This is a genomic window from Rhodobacter sp. NSM, from assembly GCF_052244495.1.
In the GTDB taxonomy this organism is placed as follows: domain Bacteria; phylum Pseudomonadota; class Alphaproteobacteria; order Rhodobacterales; family Rhodobacteraceae; genus Cereibacter_A.
Map to the genome: position 1 here is coordinate 1 of NZ_JBQPXH010000013.1, position 15,250 is coordinate 15,250.

25 protein-coding genes are annotated in these 15,250 nt (G+C 66.8%); 9 read left to right on the forward strand and 16 right to left on the reverse strand.

All coding sequences use genetic code 11. From position 1 onward, the window contains the following. Positions 1-93: 93 nt before the first annotated feature. From ACTVZP_RS18060 to ACTVZP_RS18075, 4 genes are read left to right on the forward strand one after another with little or no spacing between them, the layout of a single operon-like run. Complete coding sequence (locus tag ACTVZP_RS18060; RefSeq protein WP_443213560.1) at positions 94-360, forward strand: hypothetical protein; 267 nt, start codon at positions 94-96, stop codon at positions 358-360. Continuing rightward, entirely contained in the window at positions 357-482 is a 126-nt protein-coding gene (locus tag ACTVZP_RS18065; RefSeq protein ID WP_443213561.1) for a hypothetical protein, read from the forward strand. Before ACTVZP_RS18060 ends, ACTVZP_RS18065 begins: the two co-directional genes overlap by 4 nt. After that, a complete protein-coding gene (locus tag ACTVZP_RS18070) occupies positions 475-903 on the forward strand; it encodes a DUF4326 domain-containing protein (RefSeq protein WP_443213562.1) in 429 nt (142 codons plus the stop codon). Before ACTVZP_RS18065 ends, ACTVZP_RS18070 begins: the two co-directional genes overlap by 8 nt. Further along, positions 896-1,612, forward strand: a complete 717-nt coding sequence (locus ACTVZP_RS18075) for a hypothetical protein (RefSeq protein ID WP_443213563.1) — start codon at positions 896-898, stop codon at positions 1,610-1,612. Before ACTVZP_RS18070 ends, ACTVZP_RS18075 begins: the two co-directional genes overlap by 8 nt. Positions 1,613-1,629: 17 nt before the next feature. Here the strand turns inward: ACTVZP_RS18075 and ACTVZP_RS18080 are convergent, their stop codons facing one another. After that, on the reverse strand, positions 1,630-1,851 hold the full coding sequence (locus ACTVZP_RS18080) for a hypothetical protein (protein WP_443213564.1): 222 nt from the start codon (positions 1,849-1,851) through the stop codon (positions 1,630-1,632). A gap of 339 nt (positions 1,852-2,190) precedes the next feature. Here ACTVZP_RS18080 and ACTVZP_RS18085 point away from each other — a divergent pair, with 339 nt between their 5' ends. Genes ACTVZP_RS18085 through ACTVZP_RS18100 form a run of 4 tightly spaced genes read left to right on the forward strand, consistent with a single transcriptional unit; the run spans position 2,191 to position 4,155 of the window. Next, on the forward strand, positions 2,191-2,448 hold the full coding sequence (locus tag ACTVZP_RS18085) for a hypothetical protein (protein ID WP_443213565.1): 258 nt from the start codon (positions 2,191-2,193) through the stop codon (positions 2,446-2,448). Then, complete coding sequence (locus ACTVZP_RS18090) at positions 2,445-2,861, forward strand: DUF4031 domain-containing protein (protein WP_443213566.1); 417 nt, start codon at positions 2,445-2,447, stop codon at positions 2,859-2,861. Before ACTVZP_RS18085 ends, ACTVZP_RS18090 begins: the two co-directional genes overlap by 4 nt. Further along, positions 2,858-3,100, forward strand: coding sequence for a helix-turn-helix domain-containing protein (locus ACTVZP_RS18095; RefSeq protein WP_443213567.1), 243 nt, complete (start codon positions 2,858-2,860; stop codon positions 3,098-3,100). Before ACTVZP_RS18090 ends, ACTVZP_RS18095 begins: the two co-directional genes overlap by 4 nt. Continuing rightward, on the forward strand, positions 3,097-4,155 hold the full coding sequence (locus ACTVZP_RS18100) for a tyrosine-type recombinase/integrase (RefSeq protein ID WP_443213568.1): 1,059 nt from the start codon (positions 3,097-3,099) through the stop codon (positions 4,153-4,155). Before ACTVZP_RS18095 ends, ACTVZP_RS18100 begins: the two co-directional genes overlap by 4 nt. A 115-nt stretch (positions 4,156-4,270) precedes the next feature. On the opposite strand, the gene ACTVZP_RS18105 is transcribed toward ACTVZP_RS18100, so the two are convergent. Further along, the gene (locus tag ACTVZP_RS18105) at positions 4,271-4,885 is read right to left on the reverse strand and encodes a DUF3800 domain-containing protein (protein WP_443213569.1); all 615 of its coding nucleotides are present in this window, start codon (positions 4,883-4,885) and stop codon (positions 4,271-4,273) included. A gap of 656 nt (positions 4,886-5,541) precedes the next feature. Here ACTVZP_RS18105 and ACTVZP_RS18110 point away from each other — a divergent pair. Further along, positions 5,542-5,919: a type II toxin-antitoxin system PemK/MazF family toxin gene (locus ACTVZP_RS18110; protein ID WP_443213570.1), complete on the forward strand. Its 378-nt coding sequence runs from the start codon at positions 5,542-5,544 to the stop codon at positions 5,917-5,919. A gap of 186 nt (positions 5,920-6,105) precedes the next feature. Here ACTVZP_RS18110 and ACTVZP_RS18115 read toward each other — a convergent pair whose 3' ends face one another. From ACTVZP_RS18115 to ACTVZP_RS18180, 14 genes are all read right to left on the reverse strand, one after another. Then, on the reverse strand, positions 6,106-6,381 hold the full coding sequence (locus ACTVZP_RS18115) for a hypothetical protein (RefSeq protein ID WP_443213571.1): 276 nt from the start codon (positions 6,379-6,381) through the stop codon (positions 6,106-6,108). 396 nt (positions 6,382-6,777) lie between these two features. Next, entirely contained in the window at positions 6,778-7,875 is a 1,098-nt protein-coding gene (locus ACTVZP_RS18120) for a reverse transcriptase domain-containing protein (protein WP_443213572.1), read from the reverse strand. A 288-nt stretch (positions 7,876-8,163) separates the two neighbouring features. Continuing rightward, positions 8,164-8,514: a diversity-generating retroelement protein Avd gene (gene avd, locus ACTVZP_RS18125; protein WP_011908358.1), complete on the reverse strand. Its 351-nt coding sequence runs from the start codon at positions 8,512-8,514 to the stop codon at positions 8,164-8,166. 67 nt (positions 8,515-8,581) lie between these two features. Beyond that, positions 8,582-9,664: an SUMF1/EgtB/PvdO family nonheme iron enzyme gene (locus ACTVZP_RS18130; protein ID WP_443213573.1), complete on the reverse strand. Its 1,083-nt coding sequence runs from the start codon at positions 9,662-9,664 to the stop codon at positions 8,582-8,584. A 1-nt stretch (position 9,665) separates the two neighbouring features. After that, a complete protein-coding gene (locus ACTVZP_RS18135; protein WP_443213574.1) occupies positions 9,666-9,998 on the reverse strand; it encodes a hypothetical protein in 333 nt (110 codons plus the stop codon). Positions 9,999-10,003: 5 nt separating this feature from the next. Continuing rightward, entirely contained in the window at positions 10,004-10,651 is a 648-nt protein-coding gene (locus tag ACTVZP_RS18140; protein ID WP_443213575.1) for a hypothetical protein, read from the reverse strand. Positions 10,652-10,662: 11 nt separating this feature from the next. Beyond that, positions 10,663-11,466, reverse strand: coding sequence for a hypothetical protein (locus tag ACTVZP_RS18145; RefSeq protein ID WP_443213576.1), 804 nt, complete (start codon positions 11,464-11,466; stop codon positions 10,663-10,665). 180 nt (positions 11,467-11,646) lie between these two features. Further along, entirely contained in the window at positions 11,647-12,045 is a 399-nt protein-coding gene (locus ACTVZP_RS18150; protein ID WP_443213577.1) for a hypothetical protein, read from the reverse strand. Between the two features lie 12 nt (positions 12,046-12,057). Then, entirely contained in the window at positions 12,058-12,858 is an 801-nt protein-coding gene (locus ACTVZP_RS18155) for a peptidoglycan-binding protein (protein ID WP_443213578.1), read from the reverse strand. Between the two features lie 52 nt (positions 12,859-12,910). After that, the gene (locus ACTVZP_RS18160) at positions 12,911-13,111 is read right to left on the reverse strand and encodes a hypothetical protein (RefSeq protein WP_443213579.1); all 201 of its coding nucleotides are present in this window, start codon (positions 13,109-13,111) and stop codon (positions 12,911-12,913) included. A 121-nt stretch (positions 13,112-13,232) separates the two neighbouring features. Beyond that, the gene (locus ACTVZP_RS18165) at positions 13,233-13,484 is read right to left on the reverse strand and encodes a tail fiber assembly protein (protein WP_443213580.1); all 252 of its coding nucleotides are present in this window, start codon (positions 13,482-13,484) and stop codon (positions 13,233-13,235) included. Beyond that, on the reverse strand, positions 13,484-13,801 hold the full coding sequence (locus tag ACTVZP_RS18170) for a hypothetical protein (RefSeq protein ID WP_443213581.1): 318 nt from the start codon (positions 13,799-13,801) through the stop codon (positions 13,484-13,486). Before ACTVZP_RS18170 ends, ACTVZP_RS18165 begins: the two co-directional genes overlap by 1 nt. Positions 13,802-13,811: 10 nt before the next feature. Continuing rightward, complete coding sequence (locus ACTVZP_RS18175; RefSeq protein WP_443213582.1) at positions 13,812-14,345, reverse strand: hypothetical protein; 534 nt, start codon at positions 14,343-14,345, stop codon at positions 13,812-13,814. After that, positions 14,345-15,250, reverse strand: a complete 906-nt coding sequence (locus ACTVZP_RS18180) for a hypothetical protein (RefSeq protein WP_443213583.1) — start codon at positions 15,248-15,250, stop codon at positions 14,345-14,347. Before ACTVZP_RS18180 ends, ACTVZP_RS18175 begins: the two co-directional genes overlap by 1 nt.

The window sequence follows — 15,250 nt, forward strand, 5'->3', positions numbered from 1 at the left end:
GTTCTTCGAGCGCGGCCTTGCCACCATGGCCATGGCCGAGCGCGCCGCGCGCCGCCTCGGGCTCAAGGACTGGTGGGTCGAGGAGGTCGCGTGATGCACCGCGACGTCACCCACGCCCTGAACTTCATCCTGCACCAGCTGCACCAGGAGATCGTCCGGCAGGCCATTCAGACGCGCTGCCGCTGCCTTGGCTCGGATGACTACTGCGCCTTCCAGGGCGAGCCGATCTCCAAGGCCGCTCGCTGTCCTGAGTGCCGCCAGCCCGGGCCGCAGCACCAGAGCTGGTGCCCGCAGAGCGATCTGGCCTCGCAGGTGTCAGCGATCATCGCAAGCGCCAATGCCGGATCGGTGCCGACATGATGCGTGCGAGAGACGAGGGCGCGTTCCCCGTCACCATCATGCACCGCGTCGGCAAGAAGTCCGCCGGCCGCCTCCTCGACGGTCGCACCTGGGACGAGATGCCGGAGGTGCGGCATGGCTGACGATAGCACCCGGCAGGGACGGAGGACGGACGTGCCCGCTGCGAGCGCAGGGACGGCTCCCCCTGCGACCGGGTCCGGGCAGGATACAGGCGCGGCCGCCTACGGCAAGCCGCAGCGCATCCAGCTTTCCCGCGCGAAAGGCTGGCGCATGCCTCCCGGCGCTGTGAAGGTCGATCGCTCGACCAGGTGGGGCAACCCGTGGTCGATCCAGAAGGCGCGCGAGGTCGGATACAGCGGGACCGACGCCGAGCTTGCTGCGCTGTGCGTCGGCATGTTTCGCAATGCGATCCAGCGGCGCCTGCCGGCGGTCGTTGAGATCCTCGAGAACATCCACCAGCTGCGCGGCCAGGATCTCGCCTGCTGGTGCCCGCCCAGCTCGCCCTGCCATGCCGACGTGCTTCTGGAGATCGCCAATGGCTGACCACCTCCGCATCTTGATCGGCTGCGAGACCTCGGGCGTCATGCGCCGGGCCTTCGCCGCTCGCGGGCACGATGTCTGGTCCTGCGATCTGCTGCCGGCCGAGGATCGATCGAACCGACACATCGTCGGCGACGTGCGGGATCATCTGGCCGACGGCTGGGACCTGCTGATCGTGGCGCACCCGCCTTGCACGCGCCTTTGCAACAGCGGCGTCCGGTGGCTGCACGAACCGTCGAAGCGCCTGCCCGAGACCTATCCCGCGGCCGAGCGCGAGGCCTACGCACTCATGAGCCGGGAAGATCGGCTTGCCTTCCTCTGGTCCGACCTCGACCGAGGCGCGGCCCTGTTTGCGGCATGCTGGCAGGCACCCGTGCCCTGCGTGGCAGTCGAGAACCCGGTTATGAACCCGCATGCGAAGGCCCGATTGCCGGCCGACTTGCCGCGACCGCAGACGGTGCAGCCGTGGTGGTTCGGCGAACCCTTCTTCAAGGCGACGAGCTTCTACATGCGCGGCCTGCCGCGGCTTTCACCGACGAACCGGCTCACGCCGCCGAAGGTCGGCACGCCCGAGCACAAGGAATGGTCGGCCGTCCACCGCGCAAGCCCGGGCCCTGACCGCTGGAAATTCCGCAGCCGCACATTCGAGGGCGTGGCAGAGGCCTGCGCCGATCAGTGGGCCGGCGGGGCGGCAGAGGAGGCCGTGGCATGACTCGCGCCGTTGCGCTCTCAACGTACCTCCACGATGCTGTTTGCGGCGTAGCCGCTACAGTCCTCTCCGCGAGATTGCAGTTCCTGCATGGCAGCCTGCTTCTTCGCCTCGACGATAATCCCCTCGAACGCGAGGTCGGCCTTGAAGGCCTGGCTGCAGAGGATCGGGGTCGGGGTCGATTTAGCGTCGGCACAGGCCGCGAGGGCGAAGAGTGCCGCGCCCACCATAATCACTCGCATGCTCAATCCCTTAAGGCAGTTGATCTCTGCAGCCTTTCAGCTGCACGGGTCGAACTCCATCGAACGAAATGTCGCGGAACGAAGGCTCTTGCGGCGAGGCCGGCCGATGCCTGAGCAGCTGTCCCTATTCATGGAAGCCCCCGCACCTGCCGCCGGGCGCCCCACGGTGAGGCTCTACGCCCCGTGCCGGCGGTGCGGCAGCGGCCCGCTGTTCCAGTGGATCGGCTCGCCCGCCACCTGGTCCGTCGCCTGCTCCGGCTGCGGTGAAGCCAGCTGCGGCGGCCGACCGAGCCTCGAGCACTGCGAGGCGATCTGGAAGCGCTGGAACGGGGTTGCCGAATGACCGCGCAGCTTCGCCAGCCCGCGCAGCAGGCGCGCGTGACCGGGCTCACCCATATCAGGGTCGCGGACCTGCGCATGACGATCCTGGAGGCCGAGGGCACGGTGCAGCTCGTGGTCGCGCGCGAAGGCGATGCCGGATGCTTCACCACCTTCTTCAACGAGTTCTGCGACTCGGAGACGGCCGGCCAGCTGCGGCAGTTGGCCGATGCGGTCGCGGCGGCTTGGGAGGCATCGGTCGGAGGTAGCGCAGCATGAGCCAGACCATCATCACCGCCCCGATGACGGTCACTGTCTCGGCGGCTGAGGGATCGGAGCGGCGGCCGGTTTTGCCGGTTCTACGAGGCAGATTTGGCCGCGCTGGAGGCGGCGCAGAGGGAAGCGAAGGAGCGGATCGGATGACTGTCTACGTCGACGATATGCACCGCCACCCGATCGGCCGCCTCGGGCGGATGCGCATGAGTCACATGATCGCGGACAGCACGGCCGAGCTGCTCGAGATGGCTGACAGGATCGGGCTCGACCGGAGGCACCTGCAGCACGCGGGGACCGCACGTGAGCACTTCGACATCTGCCTGAGCCGGAGGGCTTGCGCCGTGGTGGCCGGCGCCGTCGAGATCACGATGAGGGACATGGCGCGGCGGCGCCATGAGCGAGGGCACGGATCATGACGGCACGGCCTTCAATCGCCTTCGCGCCGCGGCTGCTTGGCGCGGCCGAGGCCGCGGCCTATCTCGGCATAAGCGCCACCACCTTGCGAGGCCTCGATCTCCCTCGCCGGATCCTCGGCGGCCGCAGGCTCTACGACAGGCTCGATCTTGACGCTTTCGCCTCTGCGCTGCCCGTTGAAGGGGAGCAGCGCGAATCGGAGGTGGATCTGTGCGACCGTCACTTCGGGATGCAGGCGTGAAGCTGCCCCGCGTCCAGCGAATCCGGCGGGGTGATCGGGTGCTGTGCTACCACCGGCCGACCGGGACGCGGCTGCCGGACCTGCCCGAGACGCACCCCGAGTTCATCGCCGCATGGGCGAGAGCGGAGGCATCGAAGCCGGATCACACGCCGAAGAATGACGGCGGCACGGTCGCGGCGACGATCCGAGCGCTGCGGGCGTCGAAGAAGTGGAAGGCGCTGGCGCAATCCACGCGGACTGCCCTGCGCTTCCACCTCGAGCGGATCGAGGCGGCGCACGGAACGCTGCCGATCAAAGGCTTGCGACAGCAGCACATCGAGGCGGACCTGTCGAAGCTCGATCCGAACCCGGCGAACGCGAGCCTGAAGGTATGGCGCCACATCTTTGCCCAAGCGAAGGCCGATCGGCTGATCGTGTCGGACCCGAGCCACGAGATCCGCAAGCAGGTTGCGAAGGGGGCAGGGCACGAACCTTGGTCTCATGCCGAGGTGGCGCGGTTCAGAGACCGCTGGCCCGTCGGGACGCCGCAGCGGGCGGCGTTCGAGGTTCTGGCCTGGACGGGGTGCCGCGTGTCCGACGCCTGCCGCCTGACGCGCGGCATGATCGACGGAGGCGTGATGAGCTTCAGGCAGCAGAAGACAGGAGGATGGGCGCATGTGCCGTGGACGGCGGCGTTACCGAGCTGGGCGGCGGGATGGGAGGCGGAGCGCCAGATCACCCTATCCGCAATCGAGGCCTGCGCGGGCGAGCTGCTGCTGATCCAGACCATGTATCGGAAGGCGAGGACGGTGAAGGGCCTGTCCAACTATATCAGCGCTGCGGCCGTGTCCGCCAAGGTTGTGGGCCGAACCGCCCATGGCCTGCGAAAGTACCGTCTGTCCGCAATCGCCGAGTGCGGCGGATCCGCGCATGCGATCATGGCTTGGGGTGGGCATGCGAGCCTCTCTGAGGCAGAAGCATACACCCGGGCTGCGAACCGGCGCGCAGTTGTGACGGGTGAAGGAACGCCTGGCTCTGCGATCGCACACCGAGACAAGTTGCCCGGTCGAATGTAGTGACAAATGGCACTTCGGGTGCTATGTCTAACGACGCAAAGCCGCCCCGCTTCTCCGAACTGTCTCCGTATGGTGCGCGTGCCGTGGGTATCCACGGATAGGAAAGCGGGGCGCACTACTTCCAGTGCCAGATGTCCGGTGTCTGCCCGTTGGCGCGGAGCATTTCGCTCCAGCGGTCGGCTTGGGGCTTTTGCGTGTACGACCTCGCAATCGCGCCGGCACACATGTCGGCGAGCTGGACCAGTGGAGAGTTGGTCGAATCCTTGAACGTGATTTTCTTGATCGCCCCCGTAGGCAGCCCTCGTCGTAGGTGAGCCACCAACTCCTGCTTGAACAGCCGGTCGCCGGAACCGTCTATGATGACCCTCGCGTCGCAGAGAATGCTGCGGTTGAAGGTAAGCATCCGCTCAAGGAAGAACTGGTAAAACGCCTCTTTGCTCTCCCGGAGGTAGGTGGCTTGGAGTGTGTTTTTCGTCACGACGATCGCAAAGCAGGTGAACTTAGCTGCCGAGATGCTCTGAAAGAACCGGTCTCGAACCACGTCCGCGCTCTTGGAGAACTTCCACTCCGGCTTGACCCGGTAGGTGCGCTGCGCCTCCACGATCAACCGCTCTGCGCGCTCCGCGTCGTCCGCATCATCGAAGACAACCATCGCGAGGACGAACACCTCTGATGAGCCAGACCCGAGCTTGAACCCAGGATCCCCAGACTCATCTATGAACACCAGCATATCACGTCGTCTGCCTGTGGCGCTTAACGCTTGAGGGGCGACCGCCAAATCCGAAAGAAAGATCCGGCCCCACGCAAGGGCAGGTTCTGAAGCCGACCAGCCACCTCAGATGAAGTGGCTCGCCGAACGTTATCCATCGCGTGCCCCATCTGGACAAGCGCTACCCTTGAAACTGAGCGACTTCGCACCTTGTGTCGCACACGCCGAAAGTCGTTGCGTGAGCCTGCCCCCGATCAGAACAAGAACGGAACGCTGTAAACGCCGACCTGCAATCGTGTAAATGGCGGGATTTTCCGCTTGATTTCAATGTATTATGGACGAGATGGTGACCCCGGCAGGACTTGAACCTGCAACCTATCCCTTAGGAGGACAGCGCGCTCCCGCCAAGCTGTTGATTTTTGGCAAAGCGCGCTGTCCCTAAATGGATGGATGTTCCCGCTTTGGCCAAGGAAAACCGGCATCGGAAGGTTCAGTGAACCTTCGTGCTGTCCCCAGACTCTGCCCATCCTGCGGCGCGAGGAAAACAAGGTTGCGGGGATCGCGGCGCTTCTCCACATTACGCAACCCAGAGGCCGCGCAGCCGCCTCTGCCTCAACGCCGCTTTCGGATCCTAAATAGTGCCCATTCAGTATCCTGTAGATGCCCGGACCATTGTCATGTGCAACTTCGACATGGGCGGCTTTCGATCCCCGGAGATGGTGAAGAACAGGCCGGCCGTGGTTTTGGTTGGTCGGCTACCGAGACGCGATGGGCTTCTCACGGTGGTGCCATTGAGCGGCACGCCGTCGCACCCAGAGTGCGATTACCAGTGCGAGATCAGGTTGGAGCACCCCCTACCAGCGCCGTTCCAGATGGCGACAACCTGGTGGGTGAAGGCGGACATGATCGCAACCGTCAGCTTTCAAAGGGTAAGCCTGTTCTCCACGGCCCGCGGTATCGACGGCAAGCGGCGCTACGTGATGCCAAAGGTCACGCCGCAACAGTTCACGACAATTCAAGACACCGTTCTGAACGCTCTACGGATCGCTCGTTGACCAGAAAGGGTCCGAAGCCTATATGAGGAAGTGATCTGCTCGGGACGCTTGCCGTACACGAGCCTCAAGACCCCGTATGGGGCGGCCGCACACTGAGACGATACCAAGTCCGCCGTGCGGCTTGATTTGAGCCCTCAGGTGACCCCTGAGGGCTCCTCTCTTTCTGCCGAGCGCTCTTCAATCAGCTCAGTCGATCCACCGCACCATCGGCGGGTGGATGCTGACACCCGGCCGCCCCATGGCCTCCCGGCTCGCATCGAGGCTGTCGAGCACGATCACCGCATCCGGCAGCATGCCATCCTTCTCACACCGCAGCCGGGCGAGCAGCTGCGAAAGCGCCGTGGTGCCGCCGAACCGCTTGACCAGCAGATCGCCATGCAGGTGCACCACCCGTCCGCATTGGCGGCAGCGGAGCATCAGTGTAGCGCGCTCGTGCGCGAGATCCTGCAGGCGGATCGGCATGTGAGAACACATGCGGAACATGCGGTGATTCTGGAAGGGTCGTGGCGCGCAATCTGCCGCAGTGCGCCCGCGCTCCGGAACCCGTAGCAGGCGCGCATCCGAAGCTGGCCTCATATCTTGCAACGGATCGGCCGCAGGTCACCCAAGGACCTGCGGCCACCCTCAGCGGGGCTCTCCGAGCAGAGGATCTGCGAGTTCGCCCTGGCGCCTCACTTTGTGCAGCCTCCGCCGCTTGCCGTATCTCCTTTGGGTAGCACCGGAAGAAATGTCGCACACCCAAAGGCGAGCAGCGCTGCTATTCTGGATGAAGCCCCCGAGAGCAGTCCCCTAACTGACTCGGACGGTCAGGCCGCGGGCATTCTCCACCGTTTGCCCGCGGCCGTCATTCCAGCCTCCTCAGACCAAACACCCATGGCGGCCAGCGCGCCGCACATCCGCCACATGCAGTGGGGGCGGTACGAACGCCACGCCGCCCAGCACCTTGGTCCGCAGGTTGTAGGTGTCCGCGTGGCGGGCATGGCCGATCCACGACATGATGACCGGATCGATGTCGTCCCAGGTGATCTCGCCTCGGTGATACTGGGAGGCCATCCGGCGCATCTTCCGCTTCATGCGGTGGATGCAGTCCTTCCGCAGGGCGCGGTGCGTCGGCCAGATCCGGTAGCCCAGGAAGTCCAGCGCGCGGCCGGGATCTCCGATCGGGAAGACCTGCGTCTTGGCGTTGGTGCGCAGGCCCAGCTCTGCCCACAGGAAATCCTCGCAGGCCCGGCGGACTTCGTGCAGGTGCGCCTTGTCGTGGTGGATCACGGCGAAGTCGTCCATGTAGCGGACGTAGCGGCGCTCCCGCAGGGTGTGCTTCACGAAGTGGTCGAGCTCGTGCAAGTAGATGTTGGCGAACATCTGGCTCGTGAGATTGCCGATCGGGATGCCGCGCGGGGTCAGGGCGCCCGGCTCGGCCGAGCTTTCGAGGATGCTGTCGATGAGCCAGAGCGTGTCCGGGCAGGCGATCCGCCGGCGGATGATGCGCCGCAAGGCGTCGTGGCAGACGGACGGGAAGTATTTCGAGATGTCGGCCTTGAGCGCGAAGACCTGCCCATGCTCGCGCAGCACCTCGCGCATGTAGCGCTGGACCGTGTCCGCGCCCTTGTGGGCGCCCTTGCCGACGCGGCAGGCGAAGCTCTGGTCGATGAAGCGGGCTTCGAAGATCGGTTCGATCACGCTCACCAGCGCGTGCTGCACCACGCGGTCCTTCAGTGGGAGAGAGGCGATCTCGCGCTTCTTCGGCTCGTAGACGAAGAAGCGGTGGTAGGGGCCGGTGCGATAGGTCTTCTGGATCAGGCTCTCCTGGATCGCGAAGAGGTTCGGCTCGAGGTCGGTCTCGAAAGCGATCACGGCGCGCTGCCGGTGGCGGCCCTTCGAGGTGCGCGCCCAGGCCTCGACCAGTGTCTCGAACGCGATGATGCGCGGCCAGAGGCCGTTGTAGGTCTTCGCCATCAGAGCGCCATCCAGTGTGAATGAGAGGGTCGGCCGGGACGAGGGGTCGCCGCGGGGCTACTGCGACGCCCCGGCCTGTTCAGGTTTTTCGGCACTTGGCCGAGGACTGCGGGTCCTTTCGAGGGTGTGCTGCACCGTGGCCCGTAAGCCCCGGCTATCTGACTGTCCCCGGAAGCGGGGCGAAACCCGATGTTCGTGTTCGCGTTCGACCGCGTGTTGTTCGCGTTCAGCGCCCACACACCCGCCGAGGCACCGTTGTTCCAGTTGCCTCCGCGGATCGGCATCCGCTCATGCATCACCCGCACCCCTGCTCAGCGACTTGAACCAGCCGCCGATCATTCGCCCGATCTCGTCGATATGACGCGACCAGGTCTCATACTTCTTCAGGTCGATATACTGGAGCGCGAAGGCGGTCCTGACCTGCGACCGGAGGAGGTCCAGCTCGGCATCCAGATCCTGCATCGTGGTCTTCTTGTGGTAGCGCTTGTTGCAGACCACGATCAGCCGCAACACGCCCCACATCGAGCCCCGGATTTCGGCGGCCAGCACATGCCGCTCGAACTTCGGGAACTGGCGGAGTGCGACGTAGCCGTAGGCAATCATCTCTTCGCACTTCCGCCGGATCTTCAGGTCTTCCACGCCCTCGGCCTCTTCGGTTGTCAGGCCCGCGCTCTCGCGCGGACCTCAGATATCAGGTCGGCAGATTTCAGATGACGAAAGCGGGGCGAAACCCGACGCCCGGGTTCGCGTTCGACCGCGCGGAGTTCGCGTGCAGCGCCCACACACCCGCCGAGGCACCGTCGCCCCAGCTGCCTCCGCGGATCGGCATCCGCTCACCGAGGTTGCGCATGTAGAGGCGCGAGCCATCCATACCTGTCGTCGCCACCGGCATCAGGGCGAGCGCCTTGAGGATTGGCGGGATGGTGACGCCAGCGGCAGCGGTGATGGCCGAGAACGTCTGGCTGGCCGAGCTGGACCCGTCCGATTGAGACGTGATCGCCGTGGCCAGTTGCGGTGATCCGGTGCCGCCCACCCCTGTCGCGTCGAACTTCAACGTGTTCGCGGTGCCTGGCGCGACGAGGCTGCCGTTCTGCAGGATCGCGCGCCATGCTGTCGAGGTGGGTGACAAGTCGGCCCCCGTGGCTGCCGCGTCATTGTTCGCGAGGATCTGGATTTCTCCATCCACCAGCCGCAGGCCCGCCGACCATTCCCAGACGTTGCCGCAAAGATCGGCGATGCCGCTGGCGCTGTTGTCATGGTTCCACCCGACAGGCCCCTTGCCGGTGCGGGTGCGGCCGGTGCCGGACGAGACCCCCGGCAGGTTGCCATCAGGGCGCGACGCGGATTCCCATCCATTGGCGTGGCTCTTGCCCCATGTCGTGTTGCCTCGCGGCAGGAAGCCGTTCTTCGAGCACCAGAGCGCAATAGCAGCCCATTCGGCATTGGTCATCAGGTGCCATCCCGGCCCCTTGGCCGAGCAGCGCGCGACGGCCGTATCGAAGTTGATGCCCGCCGCGGGATCGTAGCCCGGCAGGGACATGGCGCGGCTGTCGTGGATCGAGGCCAGATAGCGGGCGACGAAGATTTCCGACGTCTCGACGCCGCCCACCACGAACGCGGGATGGACGCCGGTCCCGAGGCTGGCGTCGATGTCCTGCACCTGGAACTTCGGGATGACGTGCATGACGGACGGAAAGCCCTTGTCGTCATAGAGCACGGTATTGCGCCCGCCCGTGGCGGCCTCGACCGACTGGCGCAGCACATCCGGCACGGAAATGGTGAACGGCATGTCAGACCTCCTCGGCCCAGATTTCGAGATGGGTGGCCGCGACATTCAACGGGTCCGGCGTGGGGACGAGCACCGACCCTTCCTCGCCGCCCTCGATGTCGTCAGCGATCGCCTCGCTGTAGGTCAGCGGCGGGATGGTGATGACGGCCAGATATTGGCACCCGTTGCCCAGTTCGCGCGTCACGGATCCGGCCGGGCAGCGGTAGAGGGAGATCGAGACCTGCACATCCCGAGCCTCGGCCTCCAGATCTACCTCGTGACCGGCCACCGTGAGTAGCGCACCCGTCAGCGTCCACGCCGGCAGGTCGCCGGATGTCATTTGCGTTACATGCATGATGGTCAGATCCTCGTCGTGGTCCAGCGCACCTGGACGTTGTTGGCAGCCCCGGTGAAGCGGAGCTTGAAGCCGTTGGCGGCGCGGTCGTAGGCTACTACCTGACCCACCCGGCCGAGATCATCGGCCGAGATCAGGTCCACCTGCACGCCATAGGCCGCGTCTGGCAGCGCCGGGCTCAGCGCGATGCTGACGCTCGGATCGGCAGTGTGCAGCCAGCCATCAGAGGCGGATGCGCGGGTGATGGTGGCGGTGCCGGATCGGTGCTCGCCCACCACCTGGTTGGCCGATAGCGCAGCAGCTGCCGCCGAAGCTGCGGCCTCGGCGGCTTTCGTGGCGGCGGTTCCTGCCGCGGTGGACGCCGTGCTCGCAGACCCAGCCGCAGCGGATGCGGAGCCAGCTGCCTCTGCGGCTTTCGTCGCGGCGGTCCCTGCCGAGGTGGATGCAGCGCCCTCAGAGCCCGCCGCGGCCAATGCTGAGGCAGCGGCGCCGGAGGCGGCGGTAGACGCTGTGCCGGCGGATGTGGCGGCCTCCGATGCAGATCCTGCGGCGGCGGCGGCTGCCGCATCGAGCACGGCTTTCTTGACGTTCACGGCTTCCGTCAGCGTGTTGACGGCAACCGTGAGGCCGGCAACTTCGGTTTCAACGGTCATGTTTTCAGTCCTTACGAGAAGGCGTGCGCTTCGATGTAGCGAGCCTGGGAGTCCGCGAAGACCGCGGCCATCTGGATCAATGGCATCGAGATGCCGTCTCGGGCCTCCTGCGCCACGGCGGCAGAGGTGGCGGCAGCCTCTTCGGAGGCGGCCGCAGCGGAGGCAGAGGCGGCCGCCCGCCCTGCGCTGACGGATGCGGCGTCAGCTGACGTGGCCGCCTGTCCGGAGGATGCGGCGGAGGCTGAGGCCGATGCCGCGGCGGCGCCTGCGGCATCCTCCGCGGCGCCTTGGCTAACCAGCGCAGCGGCGGCGCGGGCCGCGGCCCTATCAGCCGCTGCGGTCGCGTCCTGCGCCTGGTCCACGGCGGCAGAGGCAGCCACTTGCGCAGCCGCTTGCGCTACCTCGGTGGCCCCCCGGTCGATGGCCACAGCCGTCCTGTCGGCATCAGCCTCCGCCGCCGCCTCGTTGGCGCGGTCCCTGGCCGACTGTGCGTCCAGCACCGCCTGCTGTGCCGCATCGAGCGTCGGCGGCGGGGGCAGGTCGATCAGCTGCGCCAGATAGGCGATCTCGGCCTCGGGCACGGTGATGACGGCCTCGACGGCCGAGAACCCGTAGCGGACCCGGTAGCGGCCCGGCACGAGCGGCACCACGAACGTCCCGTCCGCGGCGGCATCGACCTGCACCAGACCGGCGGGGATCATCGTTCCGTCGGCGCGGCGCCAGCCCTGCGGGTCGCCGTAGAACACCAGCTTGGCGCCGGCAATGGGAATCAGCCTCAGGTCCGCAATGGACCCGTGGACTGCACATGTGGACATGTCGGAACTCCATGGGCGCGGCGCGCCAGTGCTTCGATGCAGGCCGCCCACAGCACGAGGGCGGCCCATTGGTCAGCGTTGGTCACGACTTGGCCCGCCCCCATCTGCGAGGGCGGGGGCGAAGCCGGACGGCTGCGGCGTCCAGCGGGAGTGCCAGGCGCCAGTTGACGATCGGCAGCATCAGCGGCCGCCCGCCTCCGTCAGCTTCGAGCGGATCAGGGCCTCGAGCGTCTCGGCCGAGGGGGCCAGACGCCGCAGGGCATCAGGCACGGAGGCGCGGATGTAGCTCGAGACGAACTCGGTCGCTACCTCGCGGGTCAGCCCGCGGGCCACGGCGGTGCGGGCGGCGGTCATGATGGCCGAGTGCAGCGCCTCGCGGTGCTTGGCCTCGATCTGGATCCCGGTCCACTGCTGCACCCTGACGGCGGCGAGGCCGATCAGCGAGGTCAGGACGACACCCAGCATGTCGAGGAGGCTCGGGGTCAGGGCGGCGATGATGTCGCTGCCAGTGGATGCGGCGGCCGGCAGGCCGATCACCGCCATGGTAATGGCCGCGAGGGTCGTAATGATCATCTTCATGTGCTCTCTCCTTCAGAGGCGGGCGAACTGGAAGTGCATCCAGTCCTTGTTGCAGGCGCGGCCGAGGCTGGTGGCCCCGGCGGCTTCGACGATGTTCCAGAAGGGTGCGTAGGCGGCGGCCGCGAAGGCGGCGCGGTCGCGGCCCCAGCGCAGCTGGTTGCGCTCGGGATCGAGATCGACGGCGATGCCCCAGGCGTGCATGGAAAGCGACGAGCCGCCGCGCATCTTCCGGTAGTTGTAGCAGCCGCCGAAGACGTTGAGCTTCAGCCGCTCGAACTCGGTCACGCCGTAGTGCGCGACGGCCTGCCGGAAGATCCGGGTGAGCGGATCGGCCACGAGCTTGTGGCAGCGGAAGCTCGAGACGGCCTGACCGAGGTCCCAGGCGATCCGGAACGGGACGGGCAGGGTGACGACGCCGGCCGTGCAGTCCGGCCCGCCGGCCGCGCCGTAGAAGGTCGCCACCGTGTCCTGGCGCGGATAGGCGCCCTGCGTGTCGGAGACGGCGTGAGCGGGCTGCAGGATCCGCTCGACGGCGGCCCGGATGGCGCCCGAGGCCCAGTCGGTCAGCGCCTCGAGTGTGTTGTGTCCGATCAGCCCGTCGATCCGCCCAGGCTCGTGCCCGAGGAGCAGCAGCACGGCCTGTCCGGCGGCGATCAGCTGCCGGGTCTTCGGCCAGGCCTTCCACGGCACGGCATCCTGCCGGCCGAGGATGACGGCCACCGCCGCCATTGTGAGGGGCCCAGCATCGCCGTCGATGGCGCCCTTGTAGAGCCCGGCCGCCGACAGCAGCCGTTGAATGTCGCGCACGTCCATGTGCGTTCTCCATGAAAAAGCCCCGCGCGACGGCGGGGCGCTTGTTAGACGGTCAGACCTGCGGCGGCCTGCTGCGCGGCCACACGGCCCGGACGATCTGCACGACCAGCCAGACCACGCCGAGGATCGGCATCCACATCGCCGCAATTTCGGATGCGCCTTTCAGCCCGGGCAGCCACGCAGTGATTGTCACGCCCGCCAGAGCCACGCCGCTGGTCGCATGCGTTGCCATCATTTCCACCTTGTCGGCCACCGGCCTATCCTTCCGTGATATGTCCACTGGCCTATCCTTCCGTGGCCGCGACGGTGAGGGCCGGGCGCGGACGCCCGTCCCGCTGTTATGACCGGCGCCTGATCCCGCGCCGAAGGCGGCATCAGTTGCCTTGGGGCGGCTCCGGCCATGCGATCACGGCAGGAAAGCCGGCCTGCTGCGGCACGTCCCGGAGCGCCTGCCGGTAGCCAGCCCATGCCTCTCGGTCCACGGGTGCGTCCGCGACCTGCGTCCAGTCGCAGCCCGCGAGGAGCTTGTCGCGACGGGCGCGCGCGGCCTCCTCTGCCGCTTGCCGTGCGGCAGCGGCCTTGCCCTCGGCAGTCACGAGGCGGGTCATGTCAATGGCGATGGTCATCAGGCGGTCTCCTCGGCATTGGCACCCCAGGCCGGGACCGGGATCGGACCGTCGGCCTCGACCAGCACGGGCTCCGGGAACAGCGTGGCGGCCGGCGCATCCGGCCCGTGCGGCAGGAGCAGCGTCAGGTGCAGGACGCCGCCGATCCGCTCGATGTCGGAGGCGAGCCAGTCGCAGGCCACGGCATCGCGGGGCAGGGTCGCCCCTTCGGGGATGCCGGACAGGTCGAGGGCCTCCCCGTTGATGGTCAGGATGTCGCCCGAGCGGGTGAGGGTCAGCCGGTCATCCCGGCGCTGCGGGGTAACTGTGATGTGCATGTGGGTCTCCTCAGAACCAGCGGCCAATGGCGACCACCGAGGTCTTGTTGATGGCCGCGCCAGTGGCGACGGCTGGAGCGCCAGCCCCGCGAAGGACAGCGCAGGAGAGGGCGGTGGCGTTTGTCGAGACCGTGACCAGCCCCAGGTTGACGCGCTCGATGAGGGAGTAGTCCTCCGGCGTCCTGCTCAGCGCCACGTTCCCGTAGGGGGTTGTTGCGAATGCGGCCGGGAATGACCAGGAGCCGAAAAAACCATCCGAGGATGCGCGGGCCATACTGGCGATTTCGCCGCGGCAGATCTGGAGGCCATTGGCGTAGCGCTCGTATTCGCCATTGGCGTTGGAGTTTCTCTCCATGAGCTTACCCGTCGGGACCCCGCCAGACTGGCTGACGGTGCCGAGGATGTCTGTGGTCAGCAACGCCTTGCCAGCCATGGCCGTGCCGAGGGAGGCCATCCAGGCCAGGAAGGCCGAGCAGTCTGCTTCAAACGTGGCAGGGTTGGTCAGCGTCGGCGCGCTTGGTGCTGCCGGCAGGGTCAAAGGCATCAGGAAAGCTCCTCGGTTTCGAGCGTGGCGATGGACGCGCCGGCTGCTTGCAGGGGAATGCGGAGGGGCTTGGCGAGGCCATAGACCGCCAGCCCGCGCTGCACGAGGTCAGCGTCCGCGTAGTAGAATGCCGGCTTCGCGCGCTGGTCGCGGATCGCCCGGCGGAACCGCTCCTCACCGCCGACCGCAACCGCGACCCGGAAGGTCACGACATCATAGGAGTCCCGCTCGACGATGTAGACCGACCCCCACTCGTCGCGGTCCCGGACGCTCATGTCCTCGTAGCTGATTTCGGTGTCGACCAGCGTCGTGCCGAACTCGAACATCTTGCCCGGCACGATCTCACCCACCTCGGCCGTGCCCACGCCCGCGTCGATGGTGATCCGCAGGGTGTAGCCGACGTAGCCCGGGAGATCCTCGAAGACGATCCGCTCGACGTATTCGGGCGAGTAGGTGAAGTAGGTAAAGAAGCTGACGATGTCGGTCCGGTCCACGAGCTGGCGCGTCTGGTTGTAGATCAGCGTGCCGCCCGCGTCCTCGACGCACACCCACACCGATCCGGCCGACAGCCCGATGAGCGCCACCGCCGTGCAGATGCTCGGTAGCGTAAGGGCATATTCGATGGTGCCATCCTTGCTCACCTTCTGGCCGGTGCGGCTGTCGAAGGCGCGCCAGCGGTTCGTGCTGCCCACTCGGATCCACCATGCCGACGCCGTGTCGGTGGCCGGGTTGTGGCCGGTGTTGCCCGCCTGCACGCTCTCGTAGATCGCATGCGTGCTGGCCAGAACCGCCCGCGCGCCGAGGGCGTAGGTCGTGCCCGAGGACCACGCCGGATAGTCGGTCTCGGGCACGTTCGAGGAGGCCATCACCGCATCCGTCACGGTGATGGGCGCGATCATTTTCAT